We start from the raw sequence: 20,049 nt of genomic DNA on the forward strand, positions 1-20,049 counted from the left end.
CTTCAAATTGAACAGGTATTAAGTGAAATTGGTATTACTAGCCAATCTTGAGACGAGTGATTCTCTGCGATTGGTTAGGTATTAATGCGGATTGATATCACTATGGTAACATGATTCGTGGGTATTGCAGTTTGATTGATACGTCGCTCAGAGTGAGCACATGGCTCACTCTGTGAGATACACGGTATCTTATCCTGCTTACTTTGCTTGTGTGTGTGCAGTCCCTTCCACTTTAGGCTGGACGTCTTCGCCGTAACCAAAGGTAACAGCCAGAACCAGTACAAGGGATGCTGCCAGCATCAGTTTACCAAACAGAGGTAAACAGAATCGGAACCATAAGTGATAAGGTACACCTGCCATACCAATAATTCCCATCAGAACCGCATTGGTCGGAATGATCATATTGGAGAAGCCGTCACCAAACTGGTAAGCCAGTACTGCAACCTGACGATACACACCAATAATGTCACCTACCGGGGCCATCAACGGCATAGTAACATAAGCTTGACCACTGCCAGATGGAATAAACAAGTTCAGCAAGGTTTGCATAATGAACATGCCAACGGCTGCCAGCTCAGCTCCTAGATGTGATAACGGCGACGACATAGCATAAACCAGAGTATGGAGGATCTGGCCATCTTCCATAATTAGTGCAATACCACGTGCAACACCAATCAAAATAGCAGTGCTTGCCAAGTCTTTCACCCCTTCAATAAACTCATTCGCAGCGCGATCCGCTCCTATCTGGCCAATTAAAGTTGTGAAAATTCCCCAAGAAATAAATACGGCTCCCAGTTCATACAGATACCAGCCCTTTTGAGAAATACCCCAAACCGCCGTCACAATCGCAGCAACCAGGCCAAACAAAATCATTTGGTGACGTTTATTTAGTGCCGGATAATTTGCCTCAGCAGTACCGGCTAAAGGACAAGGTAAGCCCTTGGTCAGAGATAACTCTGGGTTGGCCTGAACTTTTTTGGCATAGCTCCATACATGGTGGAAACCAATTAAAACGAACGGCAGGAAAATCGCCAGGCGCAGCTCAATACCCGAATAAACCGGAATGTCTGCCACCTTTTGCGCCACCATCACAGTAAACGGGTTAAAGGCAGATACGCCGTAGCCAATGCCGTAACCCGCGACCACCATGCCCACAGCGGTCATGGCATCCAGGCGCATTGCCTTACATAGTCCAACCAAGATTAGAACAAAAGGAATATACTCGCCCGCTGTACCAATTGCACCTGATGCTAGCGCAAAACAAAACACGACCATGAAAATCAAGATATTCGGCTTATGCCCAAACCGCTCCAACAAGCGGCCTATCAGCGCATCTATGGTGCCTGTAGCCCGCGCAATGGATAGCACGCCACCAACGATAAACACAAAGAAAATGACATCTTGTGCCGCGGCAAACGCGCGCGGAATGGCAACCAGGAAGTCCATGGGCGTTAAGCGAGTTTGCGCCTCGGCAAGCGCATAGGTGCCTGGCACGACAGCCTGACGCCCATTGTCGAGTGTGACAGTATCGAAGAAACCTTGCGGGACCAGCCAAGTCGCAAGGTAAGCCACCAACATCATAGACAGTAGCAGGATGAGCGTATGGGGAACTTTAAACCCTTCTTTCATGTTATTTCTTTGTCGTTAACTAAAATTGTGCGCAGTGTAATAAAAATTGACCCTATGGTGCAAACACCACGCGGCTAATAGCCCAACTTTGGCGTTAAAAAAGGTAAACAAACCAGTTTGAGCTCAGGGTGCTTAATCGGCCACAAAAAAAGCCCTGCATTAAGCAGGGCTCGCATGACGTAAGAAAAAATACTAATCGTTCCGGCTTACAGGAATTGTCCTAGTGCTTTAACCTGATCAAGCATACGGTTTGAAAAACCCCACTCGTTATCGTACCAGGCCATCACTTTAACCAGTTTGCCATCTACCTTAGTCTGGGTTGCATCAAACACCGATGACGCTGGGTTGTGATTAAAGTCAACAGATACCAGTGGCAGTGTGTTGTACTCAAGAATACCAGCCATCGCACCGTCGGCAGCGCCTTTTAAGATCTCATTGACTTCTTCGGCAGACGTCTCGCGCTTTGCGATAAACGTAAGATCAACTAGAGAAACATTTACCGTAGGTACACGTACTGCCATGCCATCAAGTTTGCCAGCCAGCTCTGGGAGTACCAGGCCCACAGCTTTCGCAGCACCAGTTTTTGTCGGGATCATTGACTGTGTTGCGCTGCGCGCTCGATATAGGTCTTTGTGGTAAACATCACAGAGGTTTTGATCATTTGTGTACGCATGGATAGTGGTCATACTACCCTGCTCAATCCCTATCGTGTCATTGAGGGCTTTTGCAACTGGCGCCAGACAGTTAGTCGTACAAGATGCGTTTGAAATGATGTTACTATCTGCGTTCAATACGTTACTGTTTACGCCATGTACAACCGTGGCATCCATATCTGTACCAGGTGCCGATACGATGACTTTTTTCGCACCCGCTGCAATATGCTTACCTGCGGTCTCACGTGAAGTAAACAAGCCCGTACATTCAAGCACGATATCTACGTTCAGGTCGCCCCATGGCAGCTGCGCTGGGTCACGTTCCTGAGTCAAAGTGATTTCGTCTTCACCGACAATCAGGGTGTTGTCTTTTAGCTCAACCGGGAAGTTAAAACGCCCATGAACCGAGTCAAACTGGGTAAGGTGTGCGTTAGTCTGCGCTGGTGCCAAGTCGTTAATCGCGACAATTTTGATCTGGTCATTCTGACCTGCTTCGTAAAGCGCTCTCAGTACATTTCGACCGATACGGCCATAGCCATTAATTGCAATATTAATCATAACCCTATTCCCCTAAATTAGTTTACTTCACTTGCTTGTCGAGCAAGCGCTTCAATGGCTTGCCAGTCTTTGTTTGCGATAAGTGTCTTATCCAGCATCCAGGTACCACCAACACAAATCACATTTTTGAGTGCCAGGTAGTCAGGTGCTGTCGCTAAGCTGATCCCACCTGTTGGACAAAATGTCACCTGAGGCAAAGGACCACCGATTGATTTCAGCATGGCTGTACCACCTGCAGCCTCTGCCGGGAAAAACTTCAAAAACTTAAAGCCCTGAGCGGCCAGTTCCATCGCTTCGCTTGGCGTCGCAGCGCCCGGCAGAAATGGAATATCCGAGCCTTTTGCCAGCGTCAGCAATTCTGAGCTCACACCCGGGCTCACCATAAAGTCAGCTCCAGCTTCAACAGACGCGTCGAATGACGCTTTATCAACGACGGTTCCGGTCCCTACATAAGCCTCTGGCACCGCTTCTTTCATTGCTTTGACCGCCTGTGCAGCAACCGGTGTGCGCAATGTCACTTCCAGTGCACGCAGACCACCTCTATATAGCGCCTGTGCCAGTGGCACGGCGTCTTCTAAGTCGTCAATGACAATAACGGGTACTACCGGCGCCGCTGATAAAATCTCTTTAATGCTCATAATGTCCTCATTCCCAGTTGCTGTTATTCTTCTATGCCGAATGCACTTGCGCCTAAATCGGCACTGCTGACTATATTTCTGAAGCCGCTAAATAACTCTCGGCCTGTACCAAAAGTTGGGCCTACCTCGGTCAGTTCAATTTCGCGCTGAGCAAGCTCTTCATCGCTAATGTGCAGAACCAGTTCACCTTTGGGTGCATCAAGCGTGATTAAGTCACCTTCTCGCACTTTCGCAATCGGCCCACCTTCAACGGCTTCTGGCGCTAGATGAATCGCTGCAGGCACTTTACCCGACGCACCTGACATTCGTCCGTCGGTCACAATCGCGACTTTGAAGCCTTCGTCCTGCAAGCTCGCCATCACCGGCGTCAATTTGTGTAACTCAGGCATCCCTTTTGCCTTTGGACCTTGTTCTTTGATAACCGCGATAAAATCCTGATTCAGCTCGCCTCGTGTATATGCTTCTTGCAATGCAGCTTGGGAGCTAAACACTTTCGCAGGAGCCGAGACAACTTGATGCTGCTCAGCAACTGCTGATACTTTGATAACAGACTTACCCAGATTGCCACTTAACAGCTGCAAACCGCCTTGCTTGTTGAAAGGATTAGACACGGGTCTGAGCACATCTTCGTCCAGAGAATCAACAGGGCAATTTACCCATTTCACTTTTGCAGGCCCGGTGCTGTCTGTCATGATGAGGGTCGGATCAACGTCCAAGACAGGCTCTTTGGTATACGCATCCAGGCCATCGCCGACAATGGTTTTAACGTCATTGTGCAAGTAACCCGCATCACGTAATTCACGCATCAAAAAGCCCATACCACCTGCGGCCTGGAAGTGATTTACATCGGCCGACCCATTAGGATAAATACGTGTTAATAAAGGCACCACTTCAGACAAATCTGCCATGTCTTTCCAGGTGATTTGAACGCCTGCGGCCTTAGCCATCGCCACCAGGTGGATAGCATGGTTGGTAGAACCACCCGTTGCCAGCAAACCAACCAAGCCGTTAATGACGGTTTTTTCGCTGACGACCTCTGCCAGGCTATTGACTTTGTCGTCGCCAAGCAGCTGCTTTAACATGGTTTCCACCGCGCTGGCAGTCAGCCCATCACGCAACTCGGTATAAGGGTTAATGAATGAGCTGCCCGGCAGGTGCAGGCCCATGATTTCCATCAACATTTGATTTGAATTCGCCGTACCATAGAAAGTACACGTGCCGGCGCTGTGATAAGAAGCACTTTCTGCTTCCAATAACTCTTCACGGCTAACCAGGCCTTGAGCAAATTTTTGTCTGACACGAGCCTTCTCTTTATTAGGAATGCCCGACTGCATCGGTCCAGCTGGCAGGAAATAAATTGGCAGATGACCAAATGACAGCGCACCAATCAGTAATCCGGGGACGATTTTGTCACATACACCCAGACAAAACACACCGTCAAACACATCATGTGACAGTGCAACCGCTGTCGACATTGCAATAACATCACGAGAGAACAAAGACAGTTCCATTCCGTCACGTCCCTGCGTTACGCCATCACACATTGCAGGTACACCACCTGCGACCTGAGCCGTGGCATCGTATTTTTCGGCAATCGCCTTTATCTGATCAGGATACTCTTTGTAAGGCACGTGGGCAGACAACATATCGTTGTAGGCATTGATGATAGCCAGATTAGGCTGCTCATCTGCTTTTAATCTTGCTTTGTCACTGCTCGAACAGGCCGCCATCACGTGTGCCAGGTTACCACAGCCCAGTCCGGCTCTGACGCGAGTTTGTTTTTTTGCTTGTTCTATGCGCTCAAGATAGGCCTGACGAGATTGCTGACTGCGGGTGATAACGCGTTGAGTGACTTCATGAATTCGAGGATGCAACATAATTCAACTCTCTATTGTTAGAGGAAAAGGCTCAGTACAGCTCTCCCTGTACTGAGCAGCTTTGATTTACCCGTTCAAAGGTACGCTGTCAGGTTGTCTCTCACCCCAACCTGACACCGGTGTCACTATATTTACTCATGTTTGTGACACCGGTGTCAACCCTTACTTTAAATTTAGTCTAAATTTCATAAATGACCAAATAGTGAACAAACAACAAACAAAAAAGCCCGACCAAGATTGGCCGGGCTTTGGGCAAGTATAAAAATGGGATCTAGTGGTTTTTGGCAGTTGACTCGCGTGTGATCAGTCGTGCTTCCAGGACGCGCTGATATACCTGCTCCTGGGGTTCTGAAATTTGCATGATCAGTTGCTCTACAGCCAATCTCGTCATCTCCTCAACAGGCTGCGCAATGGTGGTCAGGCCAGGCCAAATATGCCGTGCGATCGGCGCATTATCAAAGCCAGCGATAGACAAGTCTTCCGGTACGCGCAATTGCCGTTGAGTTGCCAGCTTAAGTACCGCAGCAGCCATGTAGTCGTTAGACGCGAATACGGCCGACGGGCGCGGTGTCATATCCAGAATAGCCTTAGCGCTGTCTGCACCTGAGTGATAGCTAAAGTTACCCTCAGCAACCAGACGTTCCTGGAGTGGGATTTGGTGTTGCTCAAGCGCTCGTTTATAGCCGTTAAAGCGATTTTCTGTCGCACTGTGGTCCGGGTGACCTTTAATAAAGGCTATATCGGTATGACCGAGCGCGATGAGGTGTTCGGTCAGCTCATAGGCACCCTGCTCATCATTGCTACAGATAGAAATAGACTCATCATCCTGAATAGCTGAAGCTACCAACGCATAATTGATATTTTTCTGCTTGAGAAAATCGATTAGTTCGCGTGAATCAGAAAACGGAGGTGTCAATACAAGACCATCCAGTCGGGACGTTGTCAGCAATTGATCAATATTATCAATCAATGCCTCGCCGCGAAGCTCACAAGGGTGGATCAGTAAGTTGTAATTATGTTTATGACAGGCTTCTAATGCACCACTTTGTACACGGGTTATATAACTTTTACTCGGATTATCATACAGGCAGCCAATAATGAAACTCTTGTTGCGCGCTAATCCACGCGCAATAGGGTTTGGACGATAATCCAGCTCCTTAAAAACTTTGAGTACTTTCTCGCGCGTTGCAGGGCTGACATTAGGTTCATTATTCAGTACCCGGGACACTGTCTTTTTCGACACGCCCGCATACTGCGCGACACTGTTAATGGTCACTTTTTTCATTACACTTGTCCTGACTATCTGGTACTGGCGCGCTCATGTAAGCACGCAGCAGCGCCAATCAAAGGGATATTTTCCTGTACTACTAAAGTGACTGGGATCTGACCCGCATATTGACTCATCGGGCCTTTGGTGACAAACCGTTCTGCAAACTGGCTTGACTTTAAACGCTGTGCCATACGAGGCAAAATTCCACCACCAATGAACACTCCACCCAGTGCACCAAATGTTAAAGACAGATCACCGGCAACACTGCCAATCCAGTCACAGAAGTGATTCAATGTCGCATCACAGATTTCGCATTCCGCAGCACGTTCACTGATCTGCGCCGCGCTCAGTCTCTCAGCCGAGTGTCCTTTTACCTTTGCCATAGCCTGGTACAAATGTGCTAAACCACGACCTGAAAAGACTTCTTCAACGGAAACATGTGCAATCTCCTGTTTCAGAGCAACCAGCAACTGCTGGTCCAGTTCAGTGACCGCAGCTAAGCTGATGTGACCGGCCTCGCAGCTCATTACGGCACTGCCGTTAATGTCTCTGGCCAGACACGCAGCACCAAATCCAGTGCCAGGTCCCATCACCGCAATATTGGCACCTGCTTGAGCCTGACCCGATTTTATTTCGATATTTTGTTCTGGGTCCAGATAAGGCGCAGCATAGGCAAAAGCAGCAAAATCGTTGATAACCGCTAATTCGCTAAAACCAAATTGCTGTTTAATATCCTGGCTGTTGAATTGCCATCCTAAATTAGTCAGATAAACCTGCTGTGCCTTCACCGGCCCGGCCACAGCCAGACATGCACGCAACGGCTTGGCTATGGGCAGTTCATTTAGGTAACGGCTGATGGCTGTTTCAAAAGAGGGAAATTCGGCGCTGGGATACGTTGACTGGTGACTTATTACAAACTGATTAGTACTCGAATCATACTGAGTTATAACGGCAAAACGGGCGTTGGTGCCGCCGATGTCCGCGACGACAATAGGCTCAAACACGTGGCCTTTATTATTCGAGCTATGAGGTGTTGTCTGGCTCATGTTGTTTTTCTCTTTTATCCGGGTGCACTGAATGCACAACTTCCAAGGTAACTGGCTCGGGTGATGATGCCAAAGTCCAGCTGTATAACTTTGCACGTTCAGCTGAAAAAATGCTGTCCCCGGAGGGACAGCCAATACGTTTTGACAACAAAATGATAAAACAACAACATTATGACACCGGTGTCAGATGGAGGCAATAAAAATTTTCGCTCGATCGACGTGGCAGTTACTAACTGCGCATTTTCACAGCAACTATTTCTGAGACCCGCAATATTCTGGTAATCAGGTCGGTCAAGTATGTCATCAGGACAGCAACATGGATATTACGCTTGCAAATTTTATTCATTTGCTGACAATAATCAGGTTATCACTTAGAACAAATAAACTATGAAACCAAAAGGCAAAGCCACCTCTTTTGATATCGCCCACTTTGCGGGTGTCTCCCAGTCTACGGTGTCACGCGCACTGAGAAACAGTCCGCTGGTTAATGAAGAGACCCGACGTCGCGTCTGGGAAGTGGCAAAGCAGCTGAATTATAAAGTCGATAAAAATGCCAGTAATCTGCGTACTCAACAAAGCAGCACTCTGGCACTGTTGTTGTTTGAAGATCCAACTGGGGACGAATCGCAGATCAACCCCTTCTTTCTTAACATGCTAGGAAGTATCACCCGAGCTTGTGCAAAACAAGGGTATGATCTACTTGTTTCCTTTCAGTCAACTAGCCAGGACTGGCGAGCAGATTATGAAGATAGCCACAGGGCCGATGGCATTATTCTGCTTGGTTATGGTGATTACATGGACTATCAGTCCCGTCTTCAGCAATTACTCTCTCAGGACACTAAGTTTGTCTGCTGGGGCGCAACGGTCGACGGACGGGAAGATTTAACGGTCAGTTGTGATAATTACGGCGGTGGCAAGTTGGCTGCAGAACATTTGCTACAACAAAACCGCTCGCAGTATGTTTTTATCGGTGACGCGTCCGATCACAGCCCTGAATTTTTCGCACGCTTCAAGGGCTTCCGGGATACCCTTACAGCACAAGGGTTAGCATTACCTGAGCGTCAAATCGCCAACGCCATTTCAACAGAAGAGTCTGGCTATCATGCTACGCGCTCATTACTAGCCAACAATATTCAGTTTGATGCCCTATTTGCAGCCAGCGATCTCATTGCTATTGGCGCGCTCAAAGCACTTAAAGAAGCCGGTAAAGATGTGCCTGGGGATGTTGCTGTTATTGGCTTTGACAATATCGCTGCTGCCAGCTTTATTTCGCCTGCATTGACCACAGTGCAGCAAAACACCACACTGGCAGGCCAAATGCTGGTCAACAACCTGCTTAACCTGATCAAAGGGGAAACAGTAACGGACACCCTACTACCTCCTAAACTGATTGTTCGAAAATCCGCCTAAACGCCTGTGCTAAAGATGAAATTTGCTGATCTGCTGCTTGAGTAATAACGCATCCTCATCCGCAGCAGAGGCCATTGCATTAACCTCAGTAATAATGGCACAGTTTGCCTGAGCCAGAGTTGTGATATCTGATATTTGCTGGGTAACGTCTTTGGCAACGGCACTTTGCTGAGTAGCTGCCGTCGCCATCTGCTCATTGAAGGCTTCGATTTTGCAAATTTGCTCATTAATTTGCTGCAAAGAATCCCGGGTACAGTCCGTAGATGATAAATTATTCTCTGTTAACGCATGTGCTTCACGTATCGCTGACATCGCGTTTGCCGAACCACTTTGAAGACTTTGAATCATACGATTTATCTCTTCTGTCGATTGCTGTGTCCTCTGCGCCAAAGACCTCACTTCATCGGCCACAACAGAAAACCCTCTGCCCTGCTCACCCGCTCGGGCTGCTTCAATCGCGGCATTTAATGCCAATAAATTGGTTTGCTCTGCAATTGTCTGGATCACTTCCAGCACCTGACTGATGTTGTTGGATTGTTCCTGTAAAGTCGTCATTTGTTGCATAGTCAGGTCCATCGCCTGTTCCAGGCTTCTGGATGACTGCATATTCTTGGCAACATTACTCTTCCCCTGCTCTGACGCGCTAACAGCATCATGACTGGCTTCGCTGGTATACTGTGCATTTTTAGCCACGTCCTCAGAGGTTGCAGCCATTTGCTCCATTGCCGCGGCTATGTGCACGGTTAAATCCGTTTGTGTATCACTTTTATTCGTAAGCTGAGTAAAGTTCGCTTGTAACTGTGCCATCTGACTGGATAACTTTTCGGCGCTGAAGTTGACCTGATTTAAGGTCTCAGCAAAGGTTTCAAACATAGAATTCAAAGCTCGCTCTACCTGGCCCATTTCGTCTTGACTATTCGACTCGTTAAACCGCAAAGTTAAATCCAGTGAAGTCGCAACATGATTGATAAACCGGCTCATCTTTTGAATGGGTGTCGCGATAATATTGCCCAGCACCCAGGCACAAAACAGCGCAATGACGATCAGTATGACGGTTATGATGATCGCCATCGTTGTTATCTGATTGGTTATTTCTTCTACATCTGCAAAGGCCTCAGACTGATCGAGCTCGCTCAGTAGCGCCCAGATTTTGCCGTTTATTTCAACGAAAGTATATGCAGATGCCACAGCAACATTGCGATAATCTTCTATGATGGCAAATCCGGAGCGACCCGACAATGCTGCTTCGACAGCCTGAGTGCGGACACTTTGCAACCCGACCGATGTATCAAACCTGTCTATTGCGGCAACCACTTGTGGCTCGACATCAGCCTTTGCCAGTACCTGTAGGTAGCCTGCTTTATCTTCCAGCAAAAAGCGACTCATGCTACGCATTTTATAGTCACTGCCAACCAGGTAGGTTTCGCCCGATTCTCCCAACCCTCGTGCTTGCCAGTTTTGCTGGTAAGTGAGGATATCGTTGAGTCTGTCGATTGGCATTTGAAACACCAGTACAGCCAGACTATTTCCTTCTCTGACAATCGGCGTCGCAACAAATGACGCAGCTGCATTGTAGGAAGGTAGATACGGGGCAAAATCAACAAAGGCTATCTCTCCCGAGGGTAGTGTTCTGGCAGCTCTGAACACGTCACCAAGGCCACTTTGCGCATAAGGACCACGCAGCAGCGACGTCGCATAGTCCAATTCCTTGAATACGGAATACACTACATGACCGCTTTTTGCATCTACGATAAAAATATCGTAATAACCAAACTGCTCTAAGAAACTATTGAAAAAAGGGTGATGCAGACGATGGGCAGCATCATATTTGCTACCATCTTGAAAGCTGTTCAGAGCATTTTTACTCCCCAATGGGTGCGTATTTTGCGCTATGTACTTGTCCTGCCAGTATTTGGCGGGATCACTCAAGGCGCTCATCAAACGCTGTGTATCAGTCTGTGTACCGTTTCTTTGCGTAAATACTCGCCCAAACTCATCACGATAATAGCGGCTCAACGCGGCTTCGTCGGGCTGTGCGCCCACCTGTTTGAAAGTATCGGTAAATTGCAGTGCCGCGTTACGAGTGGCTTCACTTGTTGCCAGCGTCAGTAACTGGCCATTGATGAAGTCAAAATACGCCGTTAACTGCTCTTTCTTTGCATCTCTGAGCCCCACCAGGCGGTGCTGGACCTGCATAGTCAGGGTGTTGGCTACATCTTTTTGTGTAATTATGCCCACACTAAAGGACAAAATAATAAGTGCAACCGTTACAAGAGTTGAGACGCTTACAATAAGCTTCAATTTGATGCTCACGGCACCTCCAGCGTCATCCTGACTTGTAAAATCGACAGGTATTAAAAGCTTAGTTCAAGATCTCCACTCATGTTGCTTTTTTATTCCATTTACAGAGCTATTCAATACATTTGGCAAACCACCTACGCCACTGAATCCGATTGGTTTCAAGCCAATGCTTTGCTACCAATGCAGGCGTAAAATTCTCCAGATTAACCATGGCTGCCAGCTGCTCAAGCATGATGCTGTCCATATCGAACTGACGCAGGCCCTTGACCAGACAAGGGTGTTGCTCAAAAAACACGGTACTGACTATCTTTTTTAACCACCCGGATTTGGGGTTACCGCAATCAAACAAAAACCTGGGGTTGACTCCCCAACCGGGTTCTGTTTCGCAACGCGGGTCAAAGTCTGGAAACTCAACAAATTCACCGGGATAAACGGCTCCCACCCAGTTGGGTGTCCAGTTAAACATCAAGATCGGTTGTTTGATTTTGTGTGCAATAGCCAGCTTTTTCCACAGCGCCTCTCCACTGTCGACCTGCTCTACAACAAAGGGCAATTGCAATGCGCGGATCCTGGCCCGATCAGGCTTTTCCCAGGGCCCTGCAATATAGACCCCCTTGCCCTGAGAGCCTGGCCTGGAAAAGATGTCGGCACATTGGATCAAAGCTTCCCAATGAGGCAACCCAGAACAGTGTTGTTTAACATACAACGGATACCACCAATCTTCGCGGGTTTTCAACGTGTAATCACCAAGGTCAACAATCACCTGACTACGTATTAGTTGCGCATATTTGTCTGCCATGGTGCCTTCCCAGACCTCCATCTGAACGTCCGCCATTCCAGCTTTAAGTAAAAACCACTGGCCATCTGTTTTGGCTTCGATAAATTCAGTTTGATAACCAAGTTCGGTAAAAATATTGGCCACAATATGGGACAAAACTTGCTGGCTCGTCCAGTCATTGTAGAGTATTTGAATAGGCTGCATGGCACGCAGAGGCATTGCCAGCAACAAAATCAAAAAACAGAGTATGCGGTACATAAAGACTGATGCCTGCTCAGAATGAATCCCTTCCAGTATAGGCGCTATTTCACTTCTGTCAGTCTATAAACCCACTCCATTTTTTGTGACATAATTGTTTACAAACAGTTATGTAAAACCGTTTTACACGCTAGGATCAGATGTACTAATGTTTAATTGTTCACTCTATGAACACTACAAATTTTAAAAGGAATATCAAAATGAAACTCAATTTGAACAAAAAATGTATCAAACGACTCAGTGCGGACAAAGCGACATTGGCGCAACAGGTAACGCCTCAAGTAGCAGGCGGACGCCCTAAAAGCTACTTTAATAACTGTGCACCCACTGAGAACCGCTTCTGTTGGGAAGAGTCAATTAATAACTGCCCATTATCCCAGGCGATTGGGTGCTAATCCTTTAGCACCTATTTCATGTTAGTTCAGGATTACTACTGACTTATCTGGTAATCCTGCCTGGGTTTAAACTCTAACACGGTCGCATTAATGCAGTAGCGATCGCTTCCACCCGGACCTTCATTAGCGAAAACATGACCCAGATGAATCCCAGAAGAGCGAGAACGGATCTCTGTGCGCCGCATCCCGTGGCTGTTATCTTTGTGATAAGTGACGCTGCCCGCCACCGGGTGCTTAAAAGATAGCCAACCGGTTCCAGAGTTAAACCTGTCTTTGGTATCGAATAAAGCCTGCCCACTTAGTTTGTCAATAAATACACCATCACCTGTTTTCTTAAACAAATCATATTGCTTACAAAACGGGCGATCTGTCCCTTGCTCAAATGCCGTTTTAAATGCGTCGCTGTCACCTAGCTTAAAAGCCCCCAGTGCAAGGTAAAATTCGTCACGATTCATATAACCCTGAAAGCCTGCGACTTCTTTACCAGCGTCTAAAAACAAGATAGTCGGTGTCGCCCAGGTAGCAGACATGATACTTAGCCCCTGCAACTGATTTGCACGGCGATAATGCAGCGCTATAGTGCCCTGATAATCATTTACGACTTGTTGCTTGAATTTTTCACAGTAAGGGCAATAAGGCGCATCAATAACAACGATATGCTTGCCAACCATTAATGGCTTATTGTCGATAATTTCTTCTACCGTTTGTTTAAAGGTCACGCCTGTACTGTGATCCGGGCAATAACCATTGGGATTTTTGACCAAATAGTTCTGGTGATACTCTTCCGCCCTGACAAAAGCCACTAACGGCTTAAGTGCAGTTTGAATGGGCCCATATCCTGCTTCACTCAGCAGTGCCTGATATTGCCCCTGTAATGCCTCGGCTGTCGTTTTCTGCGCCTCTTCCGTATACAGAATGATCGAACGATACTGGGTGCCAACATCGTTGCCCTGGCGGTTTTTCTGTGTCGGATCATGACTTTCAAAATACACTTTTAGCAATGATTCCGTTGATAGACGACTAGCGTTGTAGGTAACCCGGACCACTTCGGCGTAATTATTGGGGTCAAACCGCCGGCTCGGTGCGGTAATCGCTTTGTAGCTTGCATGAAACCCACGGCCATCAGCATAGCCGGATTCAGCATCAATCACGCCAGGCAAAGCCTCATAGCGTTTCTCTGCTCCCCAAAAACACCCAGATCCCAGTACCAGAGTTTTAATGTGCGAACTAGCTTCGTCTGGCATATTGCTAACGGAGGTATCGTTAGCTTGGGTAAAACCCGCTCCCCCCAAAAGCGCCAAACTCAGAATGAGTCGTTTAATCACACCGTATTCCTTAAAATTGATTTCAGATGCCTAGTGAGACCGCTTAAGCAAGCCGTCACTTTCACTTTTGTACAAAAAACCTTTTTGTCAGCGCTTTAACTAGGATTCTGTGTCGTTCAACGACATTTAATTAATTAATCGCCTTGTTTAAGGTAAAACGAATCCCAAATTAGTTATTAAGGGTTTAATCAATGTCATTATCTACTCGTCTGTGCGCACTCAGTGTTGCCCTTTTCGGATCTGTATCGGCGCTTGCCGCTGATATCCAATTCACCAATAAACTGAATGAAAAGACGAATGCACTGGTCGTATTTCAGGATAACGAGCAAAGCAATGCATTTAAATTCCTCGACAGAGATACCCGCAAGCAGCTTACCAAAGCACTCGAAGCGGACAAGTTTTCTGGTGACTATGGCAAAGTCGTCGAAGTACTTGCTCCTGTTGACTCCAAGCATCAGCGTATCCTTGTCGTTGGTCTTGGTGAACTGGAAGAGCTGGACAGTGCTAAGATGGCTAAACTCGGTGGTAATCTGCACGCGAAGCTTGAGCAAAAAGAGGTAGATACAGTCAGTGTCGCACTCAAAGGTTTTAATGGTCAGCTTAGTAACCACGAACTTGCGGCTCAATATGCACATGGTGCCAATTTGCGTGACCACACGTTTGAACTGTATAAGAAAGAGCCGAACACACACACCATGACCTACAGTCTGAATGTGGATGATCAGGGTAAAACCAAGGCTGAATACACCACTTTAAGCTACATTGAGCAAGGTGTATTCCTGGCAAGAGACTTGACCTCTGAAGTGCCGACTGAAATGACACCTGTTGATTTCGCCAATGCAGCCAAACAACTTGAGCAATACGGCGTCGAAGTGAAAATTCTTGAGCCTGAGCAGCTTAAATCTTTAGGCATGAATGCGCTGGAAGGCGTAGGTCGTGGTAGTAAACAAGGCGCGCGTCTTGTTGTTGCACATTATAAAGGTAATGACGACACCCCCATCGCATTAGTGGGCAAAGGGATCACTTTTGATTCTGGTGGTTACAGTATTAAAACCGGTAAGTCGATTGCACGCATGAAGTCAGACATGGCCGGCGCCGCTGCAGTACTTGGCACTGTCAAAGCTATGGCCCTGGCAAAAGCCGATGTGAACGTTGTCGCTGTGATGGGGATGGCCGCTAACATGGTATCTGAAAATTCAATTGCCCCGGGTGATGTGCTGCGCACAGCAGAAGGCCTGAGCGTAGAAATCCTGAATACCGATGCAGAAGGCCGCTTGGTACTGAGTGATGCGATGTGGTATGCCCGTACCTACTACAAACCTGAAGTCATGATTGACCTGGCCACATTAACTGGTTCAAAGATCCGTGCCGTTGGTAACCGCTATGCAGCTGTTTTCTCTGACGACGAGCACCTGATTTCCGAATTCACTGTGGCAGGCAAAGCCGTTAATGAGCCACTTTGGCGCCTTCCTCTGGGCTACAAAGATATGCTGAAGTCAGACATTGCGGATATCGCGAACATTGGTTCAGGTGGCCCAGGCGCCACGACAGCGGCTTCTTTCTTGCAACATTTTGCGGGTGAGACACGCTGGGTACACATTGATATTGCAGGCAATGCACTGGCCTCCACAGGCAAAGGCGAAGTCTCTGCGGGTGGCACCGGATTTGGTGTACGCCTGTTGAGTGAGTGGCTTTTGAGCAACTAACAGAACCCCAACCGAAGAGAGCCATGCGACCACTGCATGGCTTTTTTTTACGTACTGTGGACACATGCTGACAGCGTTGGACACATTAGGCAAGACAGTCAATGATAAGCTTGCTATTCTTTGCCTCAGGTACCCCACCGCGTCGGCATAACCTCAGGGTTAGCCTTGTGTGACAATAATATAATGACAATAAGAAACCATGAATCAGGAACAGACTTATCTGCTTGGTGAGCAAGCTGTGGTGCTTGATCTTAATTGCGCCCGACTCGATGATGCTCAACAGAACCGACTGTTTGCGTTGCATCGCCACTTACAACAACTGGAGGTTGGCAGTGACATCGTGGTTGGAAAAACCTCTATCACGCTGGTTCTGAGAAACCCCATTCACTGTAACACTTGGCAAGAACGACTCTTGACGCTCTGGCAGGAGCTGAGCGCAACAGATTTTCATCCAACCACACACACTATCCCGGTTATTTACGGCAAAGAAGCTGGCCCAGACCTCTTGCCACTGGCCGCTCAACTAGACCTGTCACCACGGGATATTGTTGAGCTGCACAGTACACCCATTTATCAGGTTAAGTTTCTGGGCTTTTTGCCAGGCTTTGCCTATCTGGGGACGGTACCGCAACAACTTCAGGTCGCCCGACTGGACTCACCACGAACACAGGTACCCGCAGGCTCGGTTGCCATTGCAGAAGACCTCAGTGCGATATACCCCAGTACCTCTCCCGGTGGCTGGCGACTGCTGGGGCACAGCTCAACACGGTTATTCGATGCTCAAGCCCACTCGCCCTGTTTGCTCCAGCCAGGTGATAACGTCAAATTTGTACCTCAAAAGGAGGGGCTGTGCTAGAAATCATCAAACCTGGTGTTCAGGTATGTATTCAGGATCTTGGCCGATATGGCTATCGTCACCTGGGTGTATCACAAAGCGGCGCACTTGATCCTATGGCGATGAAAATTGCCAACACCTTACTGGGCAACCCTCTTGATACCGCGGTCCTTGAAATCACGGTCGGTCTCTGTCAGTTGCGATTTAATCAGGCTACCAACTTCGCCTTGACCGGCGGCGATCTCAATGCGCGTCTGGACGACTGTGCATTGACACCAGGCTGGCGTTACTTTGCTAAGTCCGGGCAAGTGCTCAGCTTTGCTTCCAGCCCTAGCGCAATTCGCGCCTATATCAGTGTAGAAGGTGGCTTCAACCTCCATCCTGTTATGGGATCTGACTCCACAGATCTACAGGCTGGGTTTGGCGGGTTAGAAGGTAAAGCGTTATCTGCAGCAGACCAGCTAAGCTATAAAGCCTGTTCAGAAAAACAAAGTATAGGAGCATTACAACCGCCCTACCTAAACCAGATCCGAGTATTACCCGGTCCCCATTGCAAACACCTGAGCCAGTCAACAGAGCAACTGTTGTGCAGCCAGCAATGGCAGGTGTCAGCCGACAGTAATCGGATGGGGGTGCGACTTAGTAACTCTGCCCCTGCCAGTCACCAGGTTACGATAAATAGTCAGGCTGTGCTGCCTGGCACGATTCAGCTGCCCCCAAACGGAGCGCCCATTGTTTTGCTGAACGACTGTCAGACTACCGGTGGTTACCCGATGATAGCTCAGGTGATCAGCGCCGATTTGCGACACTTTGCCCAACTTGCTGCAGGCGCTCAGGTCAGCTTTAGTCTGACGACCCAAAGCAAGGCGCGCCAGGAGACACAAAAACAACAAAATCATCTCAATCAATTGCGCATAGCGCTGACTCATCGCGACAGGAGCTTTTCGTGAGTGAACTTAATTTTTTACCCCTGAGCGGGATTTTAGTGGTGATCCTCGGATTTGCCCTGCGTTTTAACCCACTACTGGTTGTTACCTGCGCTGGTATTGTTACCGGCTGGGCGGTTGACTTAGACTTTCTGACTATGCTGGAAACCTTCGGCGAGAAGTTTCTGAATTCACGCCAGCTTGCAAGCTTTTTACTCTTACTCCCCGTTATTGCGATTCTCGAGCGATATGGCTTACAACAACACGCCAAGAGTTGGATAGCGAGTATCAAAGGCGCAACCACAGCGAGGATCATGAGCGTCTATTTTGTCGTACGTGAATGTAGTGCCGCACTCGGCTTAATTAATCTTGCAGGCCAGCCCCAGACCGTGCGCCCTTTACTTGCCCCTATGGCGCTTGGCGCCGCGAGCAACCTGCATGGTGATTTGCCAAAGCCCGTTCGGGACCTGATCAGTGCACATGCGGCGGCATGTGACAATATTGCCGTCTTTTTTGGTGAAGATATTTTCATTGCCTTTGGCGCCGTATTGTTGATGGATGCTTTCTTAAGAGAAAATGGCATAACGGGTATTGAGCCACTGCATATTGGTCTGTGGGCAATTCCAACCGCCATCGCTGCATTAATTGTTCATCTGTTCCGTCTGGCACGACTTGAAGCCAAAATACGCGCACAAGTTGCCTTGCATGCTGAACAAAGTCAATCAGATGTACAAAGCTCGGTAACCAGGGAGGAGCTTGCATGAGTGCGATGAGATCCTCTGCAGACGCGCAGCCTGCTTTACTGTCAATTGAAAATATCTATTTACTCATCGGCTTTGTGGTGCTGTTTCTGGTCATCAAAACACTGCAAGATAAACACCATCCCAAACGACTGACCACGGCACTATTCTGGGGCTTGTTTGGCAGCGTTTTCTTATTTGGCGACTTATCTCTCACTTACCTTGGAGAAAGTCTCACCTATCGCTGGGTTGGTGTGTTTGTCATACTCATCGCCGTGCTGGCAGGCATGGGCAAAGTTTCGATGGGCCACTACGATATACCCAGTGAGGAAGAGCAAACCGCCAGTGCCAGGAGGATCGGCAATAAATTGTTTATTCCGGCGGTTCTTATTCCCATTGTCACGGTCATTTGTACCATTGTGCTCAAGGATATCCAGATTGGGAGTCTGTTTGTCTTCGATCAGAGCCATGTTACCCTCGCGGCGCTCACTCTGGCTTGCGCAATCGCTTTGCTAGTGAGCTGGAAATTCACCGGAGGTAGTCCGGTTCAGGCGCTCGGTGAATCACGCCGCTTGGTTGACTCCATTGGCTGGGCTGCAATCCTGCCGCAAATGCTTGCGATGCTGGGTGGTGTTTTCATAGTGTCTAATACAGGCACGGCTATTCAGGATCTGGTCACTCTGTTTGTCTCACCCGATAACCGCTTTATGCTTGTGGTTATTTATTGTGTTGGTATGGCCTTGTTTACTATGGTCATGGGCAATGCATTTGCCGCCTTCCCTGTCATGACAGCCGGTATTGCCGTGCCTTTCTTAATTCAGGGTCATGGCGCCAGTGCGGCTCCGCTTGTTGCAATCGGTATGTATTCTGGCTATTGCGGCACGCTGATGACACCAATGGCGGCTAATTTCAACATTGTCCCCGCTGCGCTGTTAGATTTGCAAGACAAGTACCAGGTCATTAAGGTACAGATCCCAACGGCTCTGTCCCTGTTGGCTATCAACATCTTGCTCATGTATGGAGTAATCTTCAATGACTAAAGGAACACACAAAACCGTGTTATTGACCGGGTTTGAACCCTTCGGCGGAGAGTCGATTAACCCCTCATGGCAGGCGGTACACCAGCTCGATGGCTGCCATATTGGTGAGTTCACTATTCGCACCAAAGAACTCCCCTGCGAGTTCGACCATGCCCTGACACAGCTCAACCGTGCCATCGATAAATATGCTCCGTCGCTCGTACTGTGTGTTGGCCAGGCAGGGGGTCGTGCCGATATTTCTATCGAACGCGTGGCCATCAATGTAAATGATGCCCGCATCGCTGACAACGCAGGGGCACAACCCATAGATACCCCCGTGTTGGCAGGTGGCCCGGCGGCTTATTTTGCTGCGTTACCAGTAAAACACATGCTCAACGATTTAAGGCAAGCACAGATCCCGGCCAGTATTTCAAACACTGCTGGCACCTATGTGTGTAATCATGTGATGTATGGACTTCTACACTATATTCATGAGCATCAGCTCGAATGTCGGGGAGGATTTATCCATATTCCTTATTTACCCGAGCAGGCCCTGCACCACACTGGTGCACCGAGTATGAGCGCTACTATGGTGATTGATGCTCTTAAAGTGATGATTTCATCCGCTCTACGCCATGACAGTGATCTTCAGATAGCCGCGGGCACCACTCACTAATACACACGC

General features: G+C 48.2%; 17 protein-coding genes. 8 read left to right on the forward strand and 9 right to left on the reverse strand.

Annotation, left to right across the window (positions count from 1 at the left end):
• Positions 1-198 precede the first annotated feature (198 nt).
• The 6 genes from CWB98_RS03925 to glk form a co-directional block, all read right to left on the reverse strand.
• Positions 199-1,629 (reverse strand): YfcC family protein, encoded by a 1,431-nt coding sequence (locus CWB98_RS03925; protein WP_138543676.1) that lies wholly within the window; start codon positions 1,627-1,629, stop codon positions 199-201.
• A gap of 206 nt (positions 1,630-1,835) precedes the next feature.
• On the reverse strand, positions 1,836-2,840 hold the full coding sequence (gap, locus tag CWB98_RS03930; protein ID WP_138543677.1) for a type I glyceraldehyde-3-phosphate dehydrogenase: 1,005 nt from the start codon (positions 2,838-2,840) through the stop codon (positions 1,836-1,838).
• Between the two features lie 17 nt (positions 2,841-2,857).
• The gene (locus CWB98_RS03935; protein ID WP_138543678.1) at positions 2,858-3,478 is read right to left on the reverse strand and encodes a bifunctional 4-hydroxy-2-oxoglutarate aldolase/2-dehydro-3-deoxy-phosphogluconate aldolase; all 621 of its coding nucleotides are present in this window, start codon (positions 3,476-3,478) and stop codon (positions 2,858-2,860) included.
• A 23-nt stretch (positions 3,479-3,501) separates the two neighbouring features.
• Positions 3,502-5,355 (reverse strand): phosphogluconate dehydratase, encoded by a 1,854-nt coding sequence (gene edd, locus CWB98_RS03940; RefSeq protein ID WP_138543679.1) that lies wholly within the window; start codon positions 5,353-5,355, stop codon positions 3,502-3,504.
• A gap of 271 nt (positions 5,356-5,626) precedes the next feature.
• Complete coding sequence (locus CWB98_RS03945; protein WP_138543680.1) at positions 5,627-6,640, reverse strand: LacI family DNA-binding transcriptional regulator; 1,014 nt, start codon at positions 6,638-6,640, stop codon at positions 5,627-5,629.
• Between the two features lie 14 nt (positions 6,641-6,654).
• Entirely contained in the window at positions 6,655-7,671 is a 1,017-nt protein-coding gene (glk, locus tag CWB98_RS03950) for a glucokinase (RefSeq protein WP_138543681.1), read from the reverse strand.
• A 387-nt stretch (positions 7,672-8,058) separates the two neighbouring features.
• On the opposite strand from glk, the gene CWB98_RS03955 reads away from it, so the two are divergent.
• Positions 8,059-9,081: a LacI family DNA-binding transcriptional regulator gene (locus CWB98_RS03955; protein WP_138543682.1), complete on the forward strand. Its 1,023-nt coding sequence runs from the start codon at positions 8,059-8,061 to the stop codon at positions 9,079-9,081.
• 9 nt (positions 9,082-9,090) lie between these two features.
• Here the strand turns inward: CWB98_RS03955 and CWB98_RS03960 are convergent, their stop codons facing one another.
• A complete protein-coding gene (locus tag CWB98_RS03960; RefSeq protein WP_138543683.1) occupies positions 9,091-11,394 on the reverse strand; it encodes a methyl-accepting chemotaxis protein in 2,304 nt (767 codons plus the stop codon).
• A gap of 97 nt (positions 11,395-11,491) precedes the next feature.
• The gene (locus CWB98_RS03965; protein ID WP_138543684.1) at positions 11,492-12,418 is read right to left on the reverse strand and encodes an ABC transporter substrate-binding protein; all 927 of its coding nucleotides are present in this window, start codon (positions 12,416-12,418) and stop codon (positions 11,492-11,494) included.
• Positions 12,419-12,618: 200 nt separating this feature from the next.
• On the opposite strand from CWB98_RS03965, the gene CWB98_RS03970 reads away from it, so the two are divergent.
• Complete coding sequence (locus CWB98_RS03970; protein WP_138543685.1) at positions 12,619-12,813, forward strand: hypothetical protein; 195 nt, start codon at positions 12,619-12,621, stop codon at positions 12,811-12,813.
• Between the two features lie 35 nt (positions 12,814-12,848).
• Here the strand turns inward: CWB98_RS03970 and msrA are convergent, their stop codons facing one another.
• Positions 12,849-14,138, reverse strand: coding sequence for a peptide-methionine (S)-S-oxide reductase MsrA (msrA, locus tag CWB98_RS03975; RefSeq protein WP_432765877.1), 1,290 nt, complete (start codon positions 14,136-14,138; stop codon positions 12,849-12,851).
• 191 nt (positions 14,139-14,329) lie between these two features.
• Between msrA and CWB98_RS03980 the strand changes: the two genes are divergently transcribed.
• The 6 genes from CWB98_RS03980 (at position 14,330) to pcp (ending at position 20,040) form a co-directional block, all read left to right on the forward strand.
• Complete coding sequence (locus CWB98_RS03980; RefSeq protein WP_138543686.1) at positions 14,330-15,844, forward strand: leucyl aminopeptidase; 1,515 nt, start codon at positions 14,330-14,332, stop codon at positions 15,842-15,844.
• Positions 15,845-16,043: 199 nt separating this feature from the next.
• Positions 16,044-16,700, forward strand: coding sequence for a 5-oxoprolinase subunit PxpB (gene pxpB / locus CWB98_RS03985; protein WP_138543687.1), 657 nt, complete (start codon positions 16,044-16,046; stop codon positions 16,698-16,700).
• Complete coding sequence (locus CWB98_RS03990; protein ID WP_138543688.1) at positions 16,694-17,629, forward strand: biotin-dependent carboxyltransferase family protein; 936 nt, start codon at positions 16,694-16,696, stop codon at positions 17,627-17,629. Before pxpB ends, CWB98_RS03990 begins: the two co-directional genes overlap by 7 nt.
• Entirely contained in the window at positions 17,626-18,369 is a 744-nt protein-coding gene (locus tag CWB98_RS03995) for a DUF969 domain-containing protein (protein ID WP_138543689.1), read from the forward strand. Before CWB98_RS03990 ends, CWB98_RS03995 begins: the two co-directional genes overlap by 4 nt.
• Positions 18,366-19,385 (forward strand): DUF979 domain-containing protein, encoded by a 1,020-nt coding sequence (locus tag CWB98_RS04000; RefSeq protein WP_138543690.1) that lies wholly within the window; start codon positions 18,366-18,368, stop codon positions 19,383-19,385. The genes CWB98_RS03995 and CWB98_RS04000 overlap by 4 nt, the downstream gene beginning before the upstream one ends.
• The gene (pcp, locus tag CWB98_RS04005; protein WP_138543691.1) at positions 19,378-20,040 is read left to right on the forward strand and encodes a pyroglutamyl-peptidase I; all 663 of its coding nucleotides are present in this window, start codon (positions 19,378-19,380) and stop codon (positions 20,038-20,040) included. The genes CWB98_RS04000 and pcp overlap by 8 nt, the downstream gene beginning before the upstream one ends.
• Positions 20,041-20,049: the final 9 nt, after the last annotated feature.

This window comes from Pseudoalteromonas rubra, from assembly GCF_005887115.1.
Taxonomy (GTDB): domain Bacteria; phylum Pseudomonadota; class Gammaproteobacteria; order Enterobacterales; family Alteromonadaceae; genus Pseudoalteromonas; species Pseudoalteromonas rubra_F.

Bases quoted from the DNA above. Each gene is read 5' to 3' on its own strand.
- CWB98_RS04000 (WP_138543690.1), top strand. From the start codon at position 18,366: ATGAGTGCGATGAGATCCTCTGCAGACGCGCAGCCTGCTTTACTGTCA.
- CWB98_RS03970 (WP_138543685.1), top strand. From the start codon at position 12,619: ATGAAACTCAATTTGAACAAAAAATGTATCAAACGACTCAGTGCGGAC.
- CWB98_RS03980 (WP_138543686.1), top strand. From the start codon at position 14,330: ATGTCATTATCTACTCGTCTGTGCGCACTCAGTGTTGCCCTTTTCGGA.
- CWB98_RS03945 (WP_138543680.1), bottom strand. From the start codon at position 6,640: ATGAAAAAAGTGACCATTAACAGTGTCGCGCAGTATGCGGGCGTGTCG.
- pxpB (WP_138543687.1), top strand. From the start codon at position 16,044: ATGAATCAGGAACAGACTTATCTGCTTGGTGAGCAAGCTGTGGTGCTT.
- CWB98_RS03935 (WP_138543678.1), bottom strand. From the start codon at position 3,478: ATGAGCATTAAAGAGATTTTATCAGCGGCGCCGGTAGTACCCGTTATT.
- glk (WP_138543681.1), bottom strand. From the start codon at position 7,671: ATGAGCCAGACAACACCTCATAGCTCGAATAATAAAGGCCACGTGTTT.
- pcp (WP_138543691.1), top strand. From the start codon at position 19,378: ATGACTAAAGGAACACACAAAACCGTGTTATTGACCGGGTTTGAACCC.
- CWB98_RS03925 (WP_138543676.1), bottom strand. From the start codon at position 1,629: ATGAAAGAAGGGTTTAAAGTTCCCCATACGCTCATCCTGCTACTGTCT.
- edd (WP_138543679.1), bottom strand. From the start codon at position 5,355: ATGTTGCATCCTCGAATTCATGAAGTCACTCAACGCGTTATCACCCGC.
- CWB98_RS03965 (WP_138543684.1), bottom strand. From the start codon at position 12,418: ATGTACCGCATACTCTGTTTTTTGATTTTGTTGCTGGCAATGCCTCTG.
- CWB98_RS03955 (WP_138543682.1), top strand. From the start codon at position 8,059: ATGAAACCAAAAGGCAAAGCCACCTCTTTTGATATCGCCCACTTTGCG.
- gap (WP_138543677.1), bottom strand. From the start codon at position 2,840: ATGATTAATATTGCAATTAATGGCTATGGCCGTATCGGTCGAAATGTA.